Origin of the sequence: Chitinophaga cymbidii (assembly GCF_007992715.1) — a bacterium.
Taxonomy (GTDB): Bacteria; Bacteroidota; Bacteroidia; order Chitinophagales; family Chitinophagaceae; genus Chitinophaga; species Chitinophaga cymbidii.
On sequence record NZ_BKAU01000002.1, the window covers coordinates 129,232 to 146,194 of the forward strand.

Annotated in this window: 11 protein-coding genes; all 11 read left to right on the forward strand. The window is 56.3% G+C overall.

Annotated features, from left to right (window positions below; genetic code table 11):
- The 11 genes from CCY01nite_RS11570 to CCY01nite_RS11620 are packed head-to-tail and all read left to right on the forward strand — an operon-like array spanning position 1 to position 16,865.
- Positions 1-288: a PAAR domain-containing protein gene (locus tag CCY01nite_RS11570; RefSeq protein ID WP_146861330.1), complete on the forward strand. Its 288-nt coding sequence runs from the start codon at positions 1-3 to the stop codon at positions 286-288.
- Between the two features lie 19 nt (positions 289-307).
- The gene (locus CCY01nite_RS11575; RefSeq protein WP_146861333.1) at positions 308-709 is read left to right on the forward strand and encodes a GPW/gp25 family protein; all 402 of its coding nucleotides are present in this window, start codon (positions 308-310) and stop codon (positions 707-709) included.
- Between the two features lies 1 nt (position 710).
- Entirely contained in the window at positions 711-4,004 is a 3,294-nt protein-coding gene (locus CCY01nite_RS11580; protein ID WP_146861336.1) for a baseplate J/gp47 family protein, read from the forward strand.
- An 18-nt stretch (positions 4,005-4,022) separates the two neighbouring features.
- Positions 4,023-5,072 carry a tail fiber domain-containing protein gene (locus tag CCY01nite_RS11585; RefSeq protein ID WP_146861339.1) on the forward strand — a complete coding sequence of 350 codons (1,050 nt, stop codon included), beginning with the start codon at positions 4,023-4,025 and terminating at the stop codon, positions 5,070-5,072.
- Positions 5,073-5,076: 4 nt separating this feature from the next.
- Positions 5,077-8,415: a hypothetical protein gene (locus CCY01nite_RS11590; RefSeq protein WP_146861342.1), complete on the forward strand. Its 3,339-nt coding sequence runs from the start codon at positions 5,077-5,079 to the stop codon at positions 8,413-8,415.
- Position 8,416: 1 nt separating this feature from the next.
- On the forward strand, positions 8,417-10,012 hold the full coding sequence (locus tag CCY01nite_RS11595) for a contractile injection system tape measure protein (RefSeq protein WP_146861345.1): 1,596 nt from the start codon (positions 8,417-8,419) through the stop codon (positions 10,010-10,012).
- 20 nt (positions 10,013-10,032) lie between these two features.
- Complete coding sequence (locus tag CCY01nite_RS11600) at positions 10,033-12,273, forward strand: vWA domain-containing protein (RefSeq protein ID WP_146861348.1); 2,241 nt, start codon at positions 10,033-10,035, stop codon at positions 12,271-12,273.
- Positions 12,274-12,315: 42 nt separating this feature from the next.
- Positions 12,316-13,479, forward strand: coding sequence for a hypothetical protein (locus CCY01nite_RS11605; protein WP_146861351.1), 1,164 nt, complete (start codon positions 12,316-12,318; stop codon positions 13,477-13,479).
- Between the two features lie 24 nt (positions 13,480-13,503).
- The gene (locus CCY01nite_RS11610; protein ID WP_146861354.1) at positions 13,504-14,784 is read left to right on the forward strand and encodes an eCIS core domain-containing protein; all 1,281 of its coding nucleotides are present in this window, start codon (positions 13,504-13,506) and stop codon (positions 14,782-14,784) included.
- A 10-nt stretch (positions 14,785-14,794) separates the two neighbouring features.
- Positions 14,795-16,165: an ATP-binding protein gene (locus CCY01nite_RS11615; protein ID WP_222614369.1), complete on the forward strand. Its 1,371-nt coding sequence runs from the start codon at positions 14,795-14,797 to the stop codon at positions 16,163-16,165.
- Between the two features lie 25 nt (positions 16,166-16,190).
- Positions 16,191-16,865, forward strand: a complete 675-nt coding sequence (locus CCY01nite_RS11620; protein ID WP_146861357.1) for a chitosanase — start codon at positions 16,191-16,193, stop codon at positions 16,863-16,865.
- The last annotated feature ends 98 nt before the right edge of the window (positions 16,866-16,963 follow it).

Consider the following 16,963-nt stretch of genomic DNA (forward strand, 5'->3'; position numbering starts at 1 on the left):
ATGCCTCCCGCAGCAAGAGTAAGCGACATGCATGTATGCCCGATGGTAACAGGAACAGTGCCCCACGTGGGCGGCCCCGCCTTGCCTCCCGGCGGAACCACGGTGCTGATCGGCGGTATGCCCGCATTGAGAATGGGTGACATGCTCACCTGTACCGGCCCGCCGGACAGCGTGGTGATGGGATCGGCCACAGTGCTGATCGGTGGCATGCCCGCCGCGAGAATGGGAGACAGCACGGCGCACGGGGGATCTATCGTAGTGGGCTGCCCGACGGTGCTTATTGGGTGATTTTTTAAAACAGCAAGCTATGGCAAACGAAAAAGCATTTTTAGGAAAAGGCTGGAGCTTCCCGCCGGTATTCGACAAGTTCGAAAAAGAAGTAGTCATGCTGGAAGCGGAAGAAAGCGTACGCAGCAGCATCAGCCTGCTGCTGTCCACCGAGCTGGGAGAGCGCGTCATGCAGCCGGCCTTCGGCTGGAAGCGCGACCGCTGGCTGTTTGAATCCCTGAGCACATCCTCCGCCACCGCCATCGAAAAGGAAATTGAAACGGCGCTGCTGATGTACGAGCCCAGAGTGAACCTGAATGAAGTGCGGGTATTGCCGGACGCGATGGAATCCGGGAAGATCAGCATTCGTGTAGACTACACCGTTCGCAGCACCAACAAGAGAAACAACCTGGTATTCCCGTTCTATCTAACTGAAAAGTAAAATGACCATTACCAGTAAAAATATCTACCAGTACCTGCTCGCCACAGACGGAGTGAACCAGTCGCTGCGCCCGCAGCCCGCGCTGGACCCCGCCAACGTGAAGATAGACGGACGCAGCACCACGGACCTGCTCCGCTTCGTGGACGAGATGGCCGCGCAGATAAGATATTACGACCGCAACAACCTCCCGCAGGGCGACTGGCGGCCTTTCTTCGAGCAGTTCCGCAACAGCGCGGGCATCATTTCCGAAAGCGAACTGCTGGCGATGCTCGCGGTGAAGAAGGACCTTTCCCCGCACCTCGCCCTGCTGCTCGCATTCCTGAAAATATACGCTTACGCCAAGGATGACCTGAACACGCTCACCAAAAAGCGGCTGGACTATTATTACGAAGAAGTGCTGCGCCTGCAAAGAAGCGCACCCACACCGGACGAAGTGCATGTGCTGTTTGAGCTGAGCAAGAACGCGCAGCCGGTACTGGTGAAACCGGGTGTTTTGCTGGATGCCGGTAAAACGGCTGCAGGATTGCCTTTGCGGTATGCGCTGGAAAGCGAACAGGTGATCTCGCATGCGGTGGTGAGCATGATCAGGTCGAGCTACACAGATGCTAACCCTACCGGCAAACGTATTGTTTTTAAAGCGGACGATGCCGCCAAAGTATTGAACAACACCCTCACCGCCTGGCGCCCGTTCGGCTCCGCACAGCTCCCGCTGCCACCGGAATTAAGAACAATGACGCCCGCATCGCTGGGATGGGCCGTAGCATCTCCCAACCTCCTCCTGGCGGAAGGCACACGCAGCATCCGCATGAGCATTCAGCTGCGTTCCTTCAAAGGCTTCACCTCTCCGAAGCTCGTGCTCACCTCCATGCTGAACGTAGCGCTGACGGGAGAGAAAGGATGGATCACGGATAACCTTACGCTGAAAGCAGAACTGGTCCCCGGCGTACTGGTGCAGGACCCCGACGTGGAAAATCCCTTCACCCTCGAACTGTCCATCGACATCCCCGAATCGCTGCCCGCTGTTACCGCTTATAACGAAGCGGTGCACCAGGGCGCTTACAGCACGCAATGGCCGGTGCTGCGCGTGCTGCTGAAACCGGAGCGGTATATGATGGAAGTGCTGTCACAATTGAAAGTGGAAAATGTAGGCATTGAAGTGGAAGTAAAAGGGATGAAGAACCTCATCCTGCAAAATGACCAGTCCGTTCAGCCGTCAGACAAACCTGTGCTTCCCTTCGGCAGCGCGCCCATGGTGCTGAACAACCTGTACGTCGGCAGCCAGGAAGCCTTTTCCAAAACGCTCACTTCGGTAGGCGTAACACTCGAATGGCAGGACCCGCCCGAAAGTTTCATCGATCAATATGCCAACTATGGCAATAACCAGATCGCGCATTCCGCCTTTTCCACGGCGATGGATATTTTATCGAACCGCAACTGGAATACAAGGCTGGTAAACAATGAAGCGCTGTTCAATCCCGTCGGCACCGCATTGCCGCAACTGGTAGGCGTGAACAAAACTTCTTTTACCACGCAAACGGTCAACACACCGTTTCAACGGGATCCCGCATTGCAGCTTTCCGGCGGGTTCGACAATAAGGTCAACCAGGGGTTTGTCCGCCTGGTGCTCACCGGCCCCACACGGTCCGGGTTGGGGAACATGCCGGTGGAAGCGCCTTTTGAAGCATTCGGCCATAAGACTTTCCCCTTCGCATACACGCAGCAGGTGATCCTGTTAAGCCAGTACAACAACATCGGCCCCAAACCCGAATTGCCCAAACCGCCCTACACGCCTGTGTTGAGATCGGTGCAGCTGAACTATACCGCCAAAGATGTTTTTAAACCGGATGATCCGAACGGCATCGACCAGTATTTTATGCAGGACGTGTTCGGTCCCGGTGAAACCGCCAAAAGCGACACGGCCCTGCTGATAGCACCGCAACCCGGCAAGGGCGCGCTGTACATCGGACTGGAAAAGGCGGCGGTGCCGCAAACGGTGTCTTTCCTTTTCCAGATAGAAGAAGGCAGCGTGGAAGGCGAAGCATTACTGCGTTCCGGTGACCTCCGCTGGAGCTATCTCGCAGGCAACCGCTGGCGCGGCATTGCAGCGGCGGACATACAGGAAGAAAGCACCGGCGGTTTCCAGAAGCCGGGCATCGTTCGTGTGAACATCGGCGCGGACGCCACGGAAGCGCACAGCCTGATGCCTGCGGGCATGCGGTGGATCAGGGTGAGTGTGGACGACAACCCCCAGGGCGCCGCGGCTTTCAGCAAGATCAACACACAAGCCGCCAGGGCAAAGCTGGTATTGCCCGACGGTCAGGCGCGCGGATATGAAGCGCATCTCTCCGCGCCGCTGCCGCCGGAAACGATCAGCAAGCTGGTGGTGAAAATACCTTCCATCAAAAAAGTGATGCAGCCCTTCCCTTCGTTCGGTGGGCATAACGCTGAAGCGGACGACGCATTTTACCGCCGCGTGAGCGAAAGGCTGCGGCACAGGAACCGCGGGGTGTCAGGATGGGATTATGAACGCCTCGTGCTGGAAGCCTATCCCGGGATATACAAAATAAAATGCCTGCCGCATTCCGATACCGACCAGTCCCTGCGCCCCGGCGACGTGCGGATGGTGGTGGTGCCCGACTGGCGCAAACGCCCCACCGGCGATCCTTTGCAACCGAAGGTGAACCAGAACCACCTGCGGGAGATCAGCGATTTTATCCGCGCGAATTATGTATCGCCTTTTGTAAATGTGCACGTGACCAACCCCAGCTATGAAACATTGCTGGTGGATTGCAAGGTGAGCTTCCATCCCGAATTTGATCCGGGATATTATTCCACCGTGCTGAATGAAGAGATCAAGAAATTCCTCAGCCCCTGGGCCTATGAAGAAGGACGCGATATCGTATTCGGCGGAAAGGTGCACGCCTCCGAGATACTGGCTTTCATTGAAGGCAGGGAGTACGTGGACCATGTAACGGACTTCGAGCTGTATCACCGTCATGAGGGAGAGAGCTTCCTGGGCGGAGGGATCGGAGATATGGAAATAGGGCTGGACTTCATCATCGGCAATACGCCGGAAGCTACCATCGGCGGCAGCATCGGCAAAACCATCAGCGTGGATTTTGTAGTAGGCATACCCGTGGAGATCGCCGCCGCCACAAGACCGGATACCATCCTCGTATCCAACAGCACGCACCGCATAGAAGCTTTGCAGGCGGGCAGCAAGGTCTGCACCGGCACACAGCAGATCGGTATCGGGCAAATGATCATCGGACTTGATTTTGTACCCATTTCATAATAGTTAAAAATTTCAATCATGCCAGAACGTAGCAAATCTTATTTAAAACAGCAGTTCGGAGACGGTGAACGTCCCACTGGCGCGGACTTTGGCGACCTCATAGATTCATTTGTCACCAAGATAGATGACTCGGTGAATGTTGATGCGAACAACAACCTGAATATCCCCGGCGGCGTGAACCTTGGCAATCCCGCAACAGGCGTGCCCGGAACGATCCGTTTCAACAGCGGAAATCTCCAGGTGTTCGACGGCGGTACGTTCAATAACGTCGGTGGCGGCGGCGGTGCGTTTCAGCCCGTGGCCGGCGGCCCGAGCGTGGCATTTAACGGCGGCAACGTGGGCATCGGCAACTTTGTGGCCGCCCCTGCTTTCCGGCTGGAAGTCACACTCGGCAACAACGCAGCGCCCGCGGACCGTGTAAAATTCGGGAATGCCGTAGTGGCGAACGGCAACGGCGCCTTTGCCACATCCGCGCAATTCAGCCATACGGACCACAGCGGCGGCAATACCGCCTTCGCGCTGCGCCAGGGCGCCGCGGGCGATGTAGCGCTCAATGCGCCCAGTGGTCAGCCTATCGCGATCACGCACAACCGCACCACCACCCGTTTGTTCGTTGCCCCTACGGGGCCTGTGGTGATCGGTAACAACGCAACGCTGCCCGGCGCTACCAACAACCACCTCTTGCAGGTGAACGGAGACGCCGGCAAAACACTCAACGGCAATGTATGGACCGTTTTGTCCGACGTGCGTTACAAAAAGGATGTAAAGGAATTTGACGACGGGCTGGACAAGCTCATGCAGGTGCGCCCCGTTCGCTTTAAATACGACAAGCTGCCGAATGTACCCGCTGATCATGAAGAAGTAGGGATCATCGGGCAGGAGATGCAGCAGATATTTCCTTACATGATCTCCGGCGGAGAAATAAAGGATAACGAAAAAGCAAAAGACGATGTACTGATGTACAACGGTAACGCGCTGACCTACGTGATGGTAAACGCCATACAGGAACTGGCGCAGCGCGTAAAGGAACTGGAAGCGCAACTGGAAACAGCCCGTCAAAAACAATAACCCCATGGCCGAAGCAACCCCCATCATTGTTACGCCCCCGGCAATGAAAAGCCAGGACTTTGCTTTCCTTCGCGAAGAAGGCATGCAGTTCCTGCGCGCTGTTGCCGCAGAAAGCTGGACAGACCACAATCTCCACGACCCCGGTATTACCCTGCTGGAAGCGTTCTGTTATGCCATCACCGAAATGGGATTGCGAAGCGGCATGGATATGCGCGACCTGGTGGCCAGCGATATTTCCGGCCACCGGCAGCAGTTTTACAGCGCCGCCGAAATATTACCGGTATCACCCATTGCCCTGCGCGACTTCCGGAAAGTACTGATAGATCACCCGCTGGTGCAGAACGCCTGGCTGTTCCCCTTGAGCACAGATCCGCGCGGAAGGTACAGCGTGCTGCTCGAATTTGAAGAAGCCGCGCTGAACAGCAGCACGTACAGCATTGTCGTGCATCCGGCGGCGTTAGCGGCGGATTATAATGTGGATATTGCTTTCCCGTATTGGGATGATGCGGACGCGCGCCCCTTCAGCGAAGACGTTACGTTTACCAATGTGACCTTCGACATGAGTTCCGGCAATGAATGGAACCTCATTGAAGGCAGCGGCGCCTATTTCGCGCGCATCAATGTAGACTATCAACCACCCGTTGGTCCCGCCGCGACGGCGCTTTTATGGGTGGTGGCACAGGTCACAACGCCGATGGAAAATCCGCTGACGGAACTGCCCCTTATTCTCCCGGAAATAAGCGACGTGCTCACTTCCCTCATTGACAACGGTCCCACCGACCTCGCCCTGATGAACCGCTTCAACGACCGCGTGCGCGACGCCAATAACGCCATGCGCAGCGTACGCCGGTACCTGAAAGATTACCGGAACCTCTGCGAGGACTTCTTTGATTATAAAGCGGTGCACCTGCAGGAGATCGCGGTTTCAGCGATCATTGATGTGAACCCCGGCGTTTTGCTGGAAGACCTGCTGGCGGACATTTTCTTTAGCATAGACCGGTTTGTGGCGCCCGTCAACCATTTTAGCAGCCTGGGCGATCTGCTGGCCAACCATTCCCCGGATAAGGTCTTTGAAGGCCCTTCCATGGATGCCGGCTTTTTGCAGGACGGCTCCCTCAGCGCCACCAGCCTCCCCGACGTACTGTACACCTCAGACATGCTGCGCCTCATCCTTCAGCAAAGGGACCAGCGCGGCACAGACATCATCCAGCGCGAAGATGTGAGCGCCCGCAACATCGCCGCGGTGCGCAATCTCAGCCTGGCGAATTACCTGGACAACCGTCCCGTTACATCCAATGCCCGCGACTGCCTGCACCTCGTGGAAAGCCAGCGGCACATTCCGAGGCTCAGCCTCACCAAATCCCGTATCACCTTCTTCCGCAACGGCGTGGAAGCCGGATACGATCTGCAACGTGTGATAGAGCTGGTGGAAGAGAAGAAAGCGGCAGAGTTGCTGCAGGAAGCCACCAGCTTTGAAGATATTCCGCTCCCGGTGGGCGGGCAATACGCTACCGGAGATTATTATCCCATTCAGAACGACCTGCCGCTTGTATATGGCGTGGGAGAAGCCGGCCTGCCGGAAACGGTGACGGATGAACGAAAAGCGCTGGCTTTGCAGCTGAAAGGGTATATGTTCTTTTTTGAACAGCTGACCGCGGGACTCGCGGGACAGCTATCGAATATCAACGCCTACTTTTCTTCAGACCCCGACCTGGAGCAAACGCTTTTCCTCCCGCCGTTGTACCAGCTGCCGGACGTGGCGAAGCTGCTCCGCAGCTTTGATCCGCTGACTACCACCTGGGACGACTTCCGGCAGGATGCGAACAACGGTTATGTGTCAGCGCTGGCGCAGTCCGGCGAAAGCCGCGAGCAGTTCCTCGCGCGCCGCAACCGTGTGCTGAACCACCTGCTCGCCGTTTTCGGGGAAGATATGTACGATACCGCCGCGCTGGCTTACCATAAAGCGTCTGTTGTGCCGGACAGCGCGGCCTTGCCGCTGAACACCCTGCTGGCGAGGCAGGCAGCGCAACGCAATACCGCATCCCGCCAGCTGATCAGGGCCAAATCCGCATTCCTGCATGATCTGCCGGTACTGAACCGGGACCGCGCGCAGGCATATGGGAACCCGCTCTGGCGCACGGACAGGTTGCTGCAGATACAAAGCACAGCGGCAGGTTTCATATGGACGATCACGGACGCGGAAGGAATTATTTTACTGCGCAGCGCGGCGCCTTCCCCTTCAGCCGTTGTTTGCAGAAGACAGGCCGTGGAAGCCTGTTCACTGGCTACCGTTGCCGGTAATTACGATACAAGGCCCGATGGCGCGGACCTGCGGCTGACCATCAAACGAACGCCCGCGGATACCGCTTTCATTGCCGAGAGTGAAGAACTGTTTGCCTCTCCCGCGCTGGCGGCAACGGGCATCACAGACATGGTGGAAGACATCATACAGCTCTGGACAAGCTTTGCTTTAACACCGCTGGAAGAAAGGCTGTACCATATGCTCGGCATTGCTGTGAAGGAAAGAAGAATGGTCGTGCATAATACGACCGATTATTTCGAAGTATTTGATCAACCGCCGAATCCCCCCATCCGCAAGCGTTTCAGGCTATGGGAAGAACCATCGTTCAACGGCGATGAATTGCTGACAGGCCAGGTAGATTACACGGCTGCCACAGACCCGCTGGCCATAGCAGCAGCGCAGGCGGGCATTCAAATGGCGATCAGCCGCGGCGCGGACGTTACGAATTATGAAGTGCAGCACCCCGCGCCCAACATTTTCCAGGTGATGCTGCTGGCCGCCGATGGCACCGTGCTGGCCCGCGCGCCGCTGGACTACGCCACACGCGAGCTGGCGGGAGAAGCAATGCTGCGCATATGGACGCATATTTTCCGGCTGTTCAGCATGCAGGGATTTTATCTCGTGGAACACCTGCCATTGCATCCCGCTGTGCTCAACATGACGGAAACCCCCGATGCCTGGTCCTTCCAGATCAGCTTCGTGTTCCCCTCCGGCTACGCCCGCAATTTCGCCGTGGCCGGAAGCCCCCGCCAACCGGCGCAGCCGGAAGGGTGGAGAGATCCCGAATTCAGAAAGCTGGCCGAACAACAGGTCCGCAAAGCCTGTCCCGCCCACATCATGCCAAGGATATTGTGGGTAGACAGCTCGCTGCCCGGCACCCCCGTCACCAACGCGGATGCCAGCTTTAACAACTTTGAAACACAGTACCGCGCCTGGCTCGCTGAATACCTGGTAGACGAACCGGTAGAAGCAAACATTGCGCCCCGCCGTGACCAGCTGGCTTTGGTACTCAATAATATTTATACCGCACTCGAAAGCTGAAATGCCGGATAGAACAACACATATCATCCAGCGGCAGGTATTTGAGCTAAGCGCCGCCAGTTCAAAGGTGAACCTTGAATGGGAGCAGCGCGCCGCGCATTATCTGCATACTATCGTCAAACCTTGCATAGAAGCCTGTTTTGATGAGCTTCCATTGAAAGGGAAACATCTTGTTATTGAAAAACTGGAAATAGACCTCGGCATTTTTGCAACAGGAAGATTTGAAAAGGAGGCATATGGCAAGCTGAAAGAGGTGCTGGGCAGGAAGTTGCAGGAACTGGCCGGTGCGCATGAAATCATGGAACATGATCAGTATGATGATCATGCTAATGAACCGGGACCGTCTGCGCAAAGCCTTCCGGCAACAGACAAACCATCTGCTGTACGCCTTTCCGAAACAAAGGCCGTACAGCAGATACTGCTCAGTTTCCTCGCTACCGGCCGGTTTCCCTGGTGGCACAGAATGCACGGCCACCCGGAGTTCCTGGATGAACTTTTTAACCTGAACTGGCTGCGCTCCCTGCATGAACGCGGAAAGATAACACTGAAAGAAACATTGCAAACTTCAGCGGCGGCAAGGATCAGGATCAGCAATCATTTCAGTGCGGAATGGATAGGCGGATGCCTGCAATTGCTGGACATGAAAGGGGATGAAGGATCACGGCAGCTGAAGATATTACTGCCTGCGCTGGCATCCTTCCCTGCGCTGCGGCCCTTGATCCACCAATATTTCTGGATGATGTGGATGGAATCCGCCGGCAGCATGCAACTGCCTTTATTGCTGGAAAAAACAGCGGGCGGAAGAAATGCGCTTAGCTTGAAGATTGCGGAATTGATGATAACTCTGTGCGGGCAGGATACCATATTGAAAGGACACGTTGCCGCATTGCGGGATTACCGGGACGAGACAACAGCATGGCAGGATCACGCAGCCCCAAACGCCGGACCCGAAACGCAAAGCGCCCTGCCGGAAAGGACAGCACCATTGGAAACACCGGAGCATATAACGGAGGAAGCAAAAATGCAAGAGATAATGGCGGACATCGCCAGCCAGTCCACGCAGCGAAAATCCGCCGGTGAAAAACCAAAAGAAGAAGATGCGCTTTTTGTACAGGCCGCCGGCATGGTGCTGCTGCATCCTTTCCTGGCAACCCTCTTCCGCATAACAGGTTTGTGGGAAGATCAGCAGTGGCGCTCTGCCCAAAGCCCGTTCAGAGCACTGCAGTTATTGTCCCGGCTGGCTTTCGGCGAAACAGGCTTGCATGAATACCGGCTCGTTTTCCTGAAGATACTCGCGGGGCTGGACCCTGAAACGCCCATTCCCGCGGAACCTCCGTTAACGGAAGAAGAAGAGAACGCCTGCCGGGAATTACTGCAGGCTGTGATCCATCACTGGAACGCTTTGCGCAATACCAGTCCGGATGGCCTGCAGGAAGGCTTCCTGCAACGGGATGGCAAGCTGCTGCCCGCGGGCGGCAAATACCTGCTGCACGTAGAACCCCTTGCGCAGGACGTGCTGCTGTCCCGCCTGCCCTGGGGATACACCGTTGTGAAGCTGCCCTGGATGAAGCAAATGCTGCATGTTACATGGATTTAAAAAAATAAAAATCAAATATCATGAAGACCAAAGTCAAATGTTTATTGTTCCTGTTTGTACTGCTGGCTCCGTTGCTGACCAGCGCGCAGGCGCTGATCAATATCAATGCGGATGAGCCGCCATATCCCTTTTCCCTGCCTTTTGGCGTGAACATCCCAGCCGGTACGCCTAAAACAATTGGTGTGCAGGGCGCCGCGGCTACGGTGCTGTGGGATTATAACGACAAGCCCGCCGGCGTGCCCGGATATGTGGAAACACCCCGGGGATTTACGGTGAAAGGTTTAACGGTGGAATTACCGGCAGACCCCGGCGCTCCCATTACCAACGCGGAAACCGTGAAGATCACCGGCACACCTACCGCAACGGGCACCTTTTCCTTTACTCTCGTTGTGACCAATGAAGATGCCTCCGCTACCCGCAACCGCGTGATTGAAGTGACCATCAGCAGAGATTTGCAGGTGGTGCTGGTGCTGGACCGCTCCGGAAGTATGGGCCTTTCGCTGTCTACCATGACGCGCTGGGAGGCATTGAAAAATGCCGTAGGCAGCTTCGTGAACAAATACCAGGCGCTCAACCGCCCGGCTGATCAGATCAGCCTTACCTATTTCGATACGGACGTAACGCCCGCCTCCGCCTGCTGCAACGGATTCATCCCCGTGAACGCCGGTGTGCAGAATACCATCACCACAGACCTGATGGCGAATAACCCGACAGGGTTGACGAACCTTGGCAAAGGCATCCAGGTATCGCAGACAAAATTGTCTGACGCCAACAAAGGCCGCAGCATTGTAGTATTCACCGACGGTGAACAGAATCAGAACCCGAAAGTAAGCGACGACGGCCAGAACATCGGCGGTACGCCCATCCCCAATACACCCGGCAGCCCCAAGATGTTCACCATTGGCCTGCATGCGCCCGGCAACCTCAACGAAATGCTGCAGAACCTCGCGGGACATACATTCGCCACTTACAATCACTCAGAAACCGGCCTCGATCTCGATGCGGCCTTCGATGCTGTATTTGCTTCCATGCTGGCAGGTTCCAGCCCGCAGCTCATCGCCCGTACCAATACCAAGATCACTCCCGGCGGCGGCATGCAAAAGCTGCAGGAATTCACGCTGAACAACCGTGTAGACAAGCTGCTGCTGGAATTCCGGTTCGACCGGAAGTTCGAGATCAACCAGCTGCTGCATGCGATCTACCAGATGAGGGTATTGCAGGACGGCGTGAATGTAACGTTCAGGGCTAAACCGAGTTATTCGGGTAACTACACCAACAGTCTTCTCCTTACATATTATTTCAACAGCGGCGAATCACCGCTCAGCCCGCAGGGGAAATGGGAAGTGCTGATGTCCGATTCCATTGCAAAAGTGAGCAGCGTACAGCTCAGCTCTTTTGCGGATGATCACTACTTCCACATGAACAGAACATTGGGTAACCTCCGCCCGAAGGTGCAGGATAAATACCCGGTAACCATGCAGCTGGACTGGCTGGGGCATGCTATCGAGAATGCAACGGTGGAAGGCGTAGTCATCGGTCCGGGCGGCGATATCGGCAACATGCTCGGAACGAATCCGTTCACGGCCAAGCTCTCCACTGCGCAGGACGCAGGATCGCCCGGCCAGCAGAAGTTTGATCAGCTGATGGCGAACGACAGCGCCTTCCGGAATACGCTGCTGAACAAATCACAGAACACCTTTGCGCTGAATCATACATCGAACGGCAAATACGAAGGTACGTTCGACGGATTGACGGTATCCGGTACCTACAACCTGCTCATCCGCGTCAAAGCGGTAGATTCCGCGGGCGGCACCATCGAACGTATCCATGCGGAAAGCTTTTACACCACATTCGCCGGCATCGACGCGGCCCAATCGTCCATTTCCACCACCATCAACAACGGCATCCTGGTAATGACCATCAAACCGGTTACTACCTATAAAGGCTTCCTGCTGGGCCCCGGCTACGGCAATGCGTTCTCCGTCAGCAATCCTGAAATAAAGATCGATTCAGTGCAGGATAACCAGGACGGCAGCTACGTGATCACCTTCTCCGGCAAGATAGACGCGAACACCACGCTGTCCGTCGCGGGGCAGGATATTCATACCGGCCGCCTGGAGGATGCGGGCAAGTCCGGTTCCATTATCGACAAGATCACCGAATGGCTGAAATCACTCGGCTTGCCGGCGTGGAGCATCTGGATCATCCTCCTGATCATCCTGTTGCTCATCTGGCTGGCGGCAAGGAAAAAGAAGAAGTAATGTAGATGAAACAGGCTGCAGCTTGAAAAGAAGCTAACATCCATGGAACAGACCATTCATAGAAAAAGCGCGACAGCGGAAAGCAGCTCCCGGCAAAAGAACGGCAGCTTCTTTCCGCCCGCGCATGAACATGCCGGTTTCTTCGGCAAGGCGCCTCCCGCTGTGATCCAGCGTACGGTTCACAGCGGGGAGGACCATGCCGGCAATTACCAGTTCGATGATGCGGCCTGTACGTTGAATTATAGCCAGGACTGGTACTATCAGTTCCCTTCTTCCATGAATGCCTCACAGCAAACGGCTTACATGACCGCGGCGGAAAACCAGGTAGAAACCGTCTGGTCGCGGAAACACAAGCTGAGAACATCTTCCGGCTGCCCCTGCAGCGCATCCGGCGTGGACGTGAACGTAAATCTCAATAATCACAACGAACCGCGCCGGGACAGGCATGGCTTTGACGTGAATGTGGAACAATCCAGCACCACCGGATTCACCAATCAGCCCACCCGCACCATCACGCTGGCGGATACGCATGATGTGCCCGTGAACATGGGTGCGCAAACGCAGCAGCGGATCGCGCATGAATTCGGGCATACGCTCGGTATTACCGATGAATATGTAGGCTGGGCAGCGCTCGGTTTCGGCCACAGCGACCGGACTTCCATCATGCATTCCGGCGATGATGTGCGCCCGCGGCATTACCAGCATTTTGCTGATCTCATCAGCAATGAGCTGGAAGGATGCATCTACCGGCCGGAAGGATTTTCATCACGCGCCCTCGCGAACCCTGTGACGCAGTTAGGCATTACGCCGGCCATCACGTTGTCGGAAGACCCCGAATTTGTGATAGACCTGCGGCTGAGCAGAAGGATCGGCAGTTCGGACATTCTCGGGCTTGTCACACCCCGCGCGGGATTTGAAATGATGCTGAACACCGGCAGCGGCAATCTCATGTTCGGCCCCACGCTGGATTTCAGCCTGAACCGTCTTGCGCATCCGCTGTATGTGGATATCGGCACCGGCCTGCTGTACGATCCGGAAGATCCCCGCCGCCCGGAATCACTGAACATTCCGCTAAGCGCCACGGTAGGCGTGCGGTGGAGCGGCTTCAGTGCGGGTGTGAATTACACGGGCCTGATAGATGTGCTGGGAAATAGTCCGTATACCCACTTGCTGGGTGTGAACCTTCAGTTTGACCTTGACAGATAGCGTTTACCTTCAAAACAGTTTTTTATGCATACCGCAAACCTGTTATCAGAAAAGAAAAATACCCCGTCGCAAACATGCCACGGAAATTTTTTCGGCACGCATACCATTGTGCAGCCAAAGCTGACGGTGAACAGTCCCGGTGACGCGCACGAGCAGGAAGCAGACGCGATGGCGGACAGGGTGATGCGGATGCCGGATACACAGGTGCAGCGAAAGTGCGCGGCATGTGAAAAGGAGGATGAGGAAAAACATGCGCACCGTAAACCTTTGTCAGACAGCATTACGTCCGTTCACCGCAAGAGCGGCGATGGCGGTGGCGCTGTGCATCCTTCCGTGGAGCAGTCGATACAGTCCCGCAAAGGCCGGGGGCAATCGCTTCCCGGCGAAACGCGAGATTTTATGGAGCAGCGCATCGGCGCGGATTTCAGTAATGTGCGCGTACATACGGATGCTGATGCGGTGCAGTTAAGCCGTGATCTGAATGCCAAGGCGTTCACGACCGGTAGCGACATTTATTTCAATACCAACGAGTATGCACCGCACTCCGCGTCCGGCAGGCAGTTGCTGGCGCATGAGCTGACGCATGTGGTGCAGCAGGGCGCTTCAGGCCGTGTTGGGCAGCGCTCCGTCAATGATAATGCATCCGTGCAAGGCGCTTCCGATCATGCCGTGCAACGCTCCTGCAGCGACGGCGCCTGTGACAGCTGCGATGGCGGTATCCGCGATTTCTGGATCACCTTTTACTTCAGGAGGCGCGCCACCAGGGCCACCATGCGTTGGATCAGGGACCAGATCAACGGCGCCCGCACCATCCTGAATAACTGCTGCCTGCGCTTGAAATGCGAATTCAACTGGACGCTCCTGCGCGGCGGCGGCGACTTCACTTTCCTGGACGATCATGGCGACGGCACCTGGAGCTACCTCGAAGAAGCACAGGCGCTGGGCGAAGGCAATACCTTCGACGGCAGCAGGGGCATTCCCATCCTGGTAGTGGACAATGTAGCCGATTCCGGCGGCGGCGTAACGGTAGACAACCGCTTTGACGCCACCTACACCGGCCGTACCTACGCCGTGATCGCCGCGAACCAGCGGGACAATCCCAATACCAACTGTAATGCCCTCGCGCATGAACTGTGGCATATTTCCAGCGGTACCGTGGGCCACGATGTGGCGCACGGAACACTGGCCGCCTGCCAGGGTAATGGCGTAAGCCCCGAATACTGCGCGGGATTGCGGCAGCGCGTGGCGCCGATGGGAGATTTTCCGTTGCCTGTTCCTTCAGCGGAGGGAACGGCAGTAGCTTAAATCATGCATAATGGAAACAACGCGGATAAAAAAAGAATTAACAGGCCATATCAACGGCAACGGGCAGGCAGAGAATTACCTGGTGACGGCGCTGGATTATTTCAGGCGCTTCGTGACCGGCCGGCTCGCCATGCATTTGCAGAACGGCCCGCCGGTGGAGTATGATCTCAGTCCCCCGCAGCCTTACGATGAAACGCCCTTTGCGCGGTTCGCGCGTCACTCGCTGCCTTCGCGCGAGGAGATGATCGTTGTGCTGGCGGCGCTGGCGCCGCATGTGCTGACCGGCTTCTACGACAACATCATGCAGCAGTTCCTGCCGCAGGGCGGCGAGCTGCCGGAGTTCGGCGGCATCAAGGGGCAGCACCACCGCGGCACCTTGCCTACCGGCGAAACCGCGCTGTTCCTGCTGGCCGGCACCGATCCCATGGCAAGGTTGTCGTTGTTGACGCTGTTCTCCGATGCCAGCTTTTTATTCCGGCATCACATCCTTTCACTCGAGGCAGTGCGCACCGGCGAGCCCGCGCTGAGCGGCCGCCTGATGCTGGACACCGAATACGCGGAAGTGTTCACCACCGGCAAAGTAGCGCTGCCGAAACCCGGCATGCATTTCCCCGCGGAGCACATTACCACGCAAATGGAATGGGACGACCTCGTGCTGCCGGAAAGCGTATGGCGGCAGGTGCATGAACTGGAAAGCTGGATCAAGCATCATGATACGCTGATGAAGGAATGGGGGATGGGAAAAAAGCTGAAACCCGGCTACCGTGTGCTTTTCTACGGCCCGCCCGGCACCGGCAAAACGCTCACCGCCACGCTGCTCGGAAAGTATACCGGCCGTGAAGTATTCCGGGTAGACCTTTCGATGATCATCTCCAAATACATCGGTGAAACCGAAAAGAACCTCGCCGCGCTCTTTGATAAAGCGGAGCACAAGAACTGGATACTTTTCTTTGATGAAGCGGACGCGATATTCGGCAAGCGCACCGGCGTAAGGGATGCGCATGACAAATACGCCAACCAGGAAGTTTCTTACCTCCTGCAGCGCATAGAAATGCATGCCGGCCTCACGATCCTCGCATCCAATTTCAGGAATAATATGGACGACGCTTTTATCAGGCGGTTCAGCTCCATCATCTATTTCCCGCCGCCCCGCCCCGCGGAAAGGCTGCTGCTGTTGCAGAAGTCCTTCCCCCGGAAGCTCCGGCTGCAGGAAGATACGGACCTGGAGGCCATCGCGGCGGCATACGACCTCACGGGGTCGCACATCATGAATATCGTACAATACATCTCCCTGAATGCGCTGGAAAGGAATAACTTTACAGTGTCGCAGGCGGATATTCTCAAAGGCGTCCGGCGGGAGCTGGAAAAGGAAGGAAAATAATCTCATCATCCTCAATACCGCTACCATGATCACTCCAGGTATCAAAACGAAGATCATCCGAATTGTAAACGTATTTGAAACAGGCACGCCGGAAGGCAAATATGACGCCCTCGTTATTTTTCCGGATGGAAGGAACGGCAGCCGGCAGATCACCTACGGCCGCAGCCAGACGACCGAACAGGGCAACCTTCGCAATTTGCTGGAACGTTATATTGCGCTCAACGGCATGTTTGCGGAAGACTTCCGGCCCTACATTCCAAAGGTAGGATCGGTGCCGCTGGTAAACGACAAGGCATTCAAAGAGCTGCTGAAAAAAAGTGCGCGCGAAGATGCGCTCATGCGGCAGGCGCAGGATGAAACATTTGAGATCCTGTACTTCCAGCCCGCGCTGCATTTCTTCAACGCGGAGCAGTTCGCGCTGCCGCTCAGCCTGCTGGTGATATACGACAGCTACATCCATTCCGGCGCCGTTCCCGCTTTCCTGCGCTCGCGTTTCCCCGAACGCACGCCGCTGCGCGGCGGCGATGAAAAGGCATGGATCAAGGCCTACACAAAAACAAGGCAGCACTGGCTGGCCACGCATTCAAAGAAGATCCTCCATCCCACCGTTTACCGCACCAAAACGTTTCTGAACGAAATGGACAAAGGAAACTGGATGCTGGACCTGCCCGTCACCACACAGGGCGTTACGATCCCCTGATCAGACCCATGTTTTGAACAAGCAGTCACACACAACCCCAAAGCCTGGAAATGTTTCCAGTGGTCCGGATGCCGGTACGCCCCGTTTTTTCCAACCCT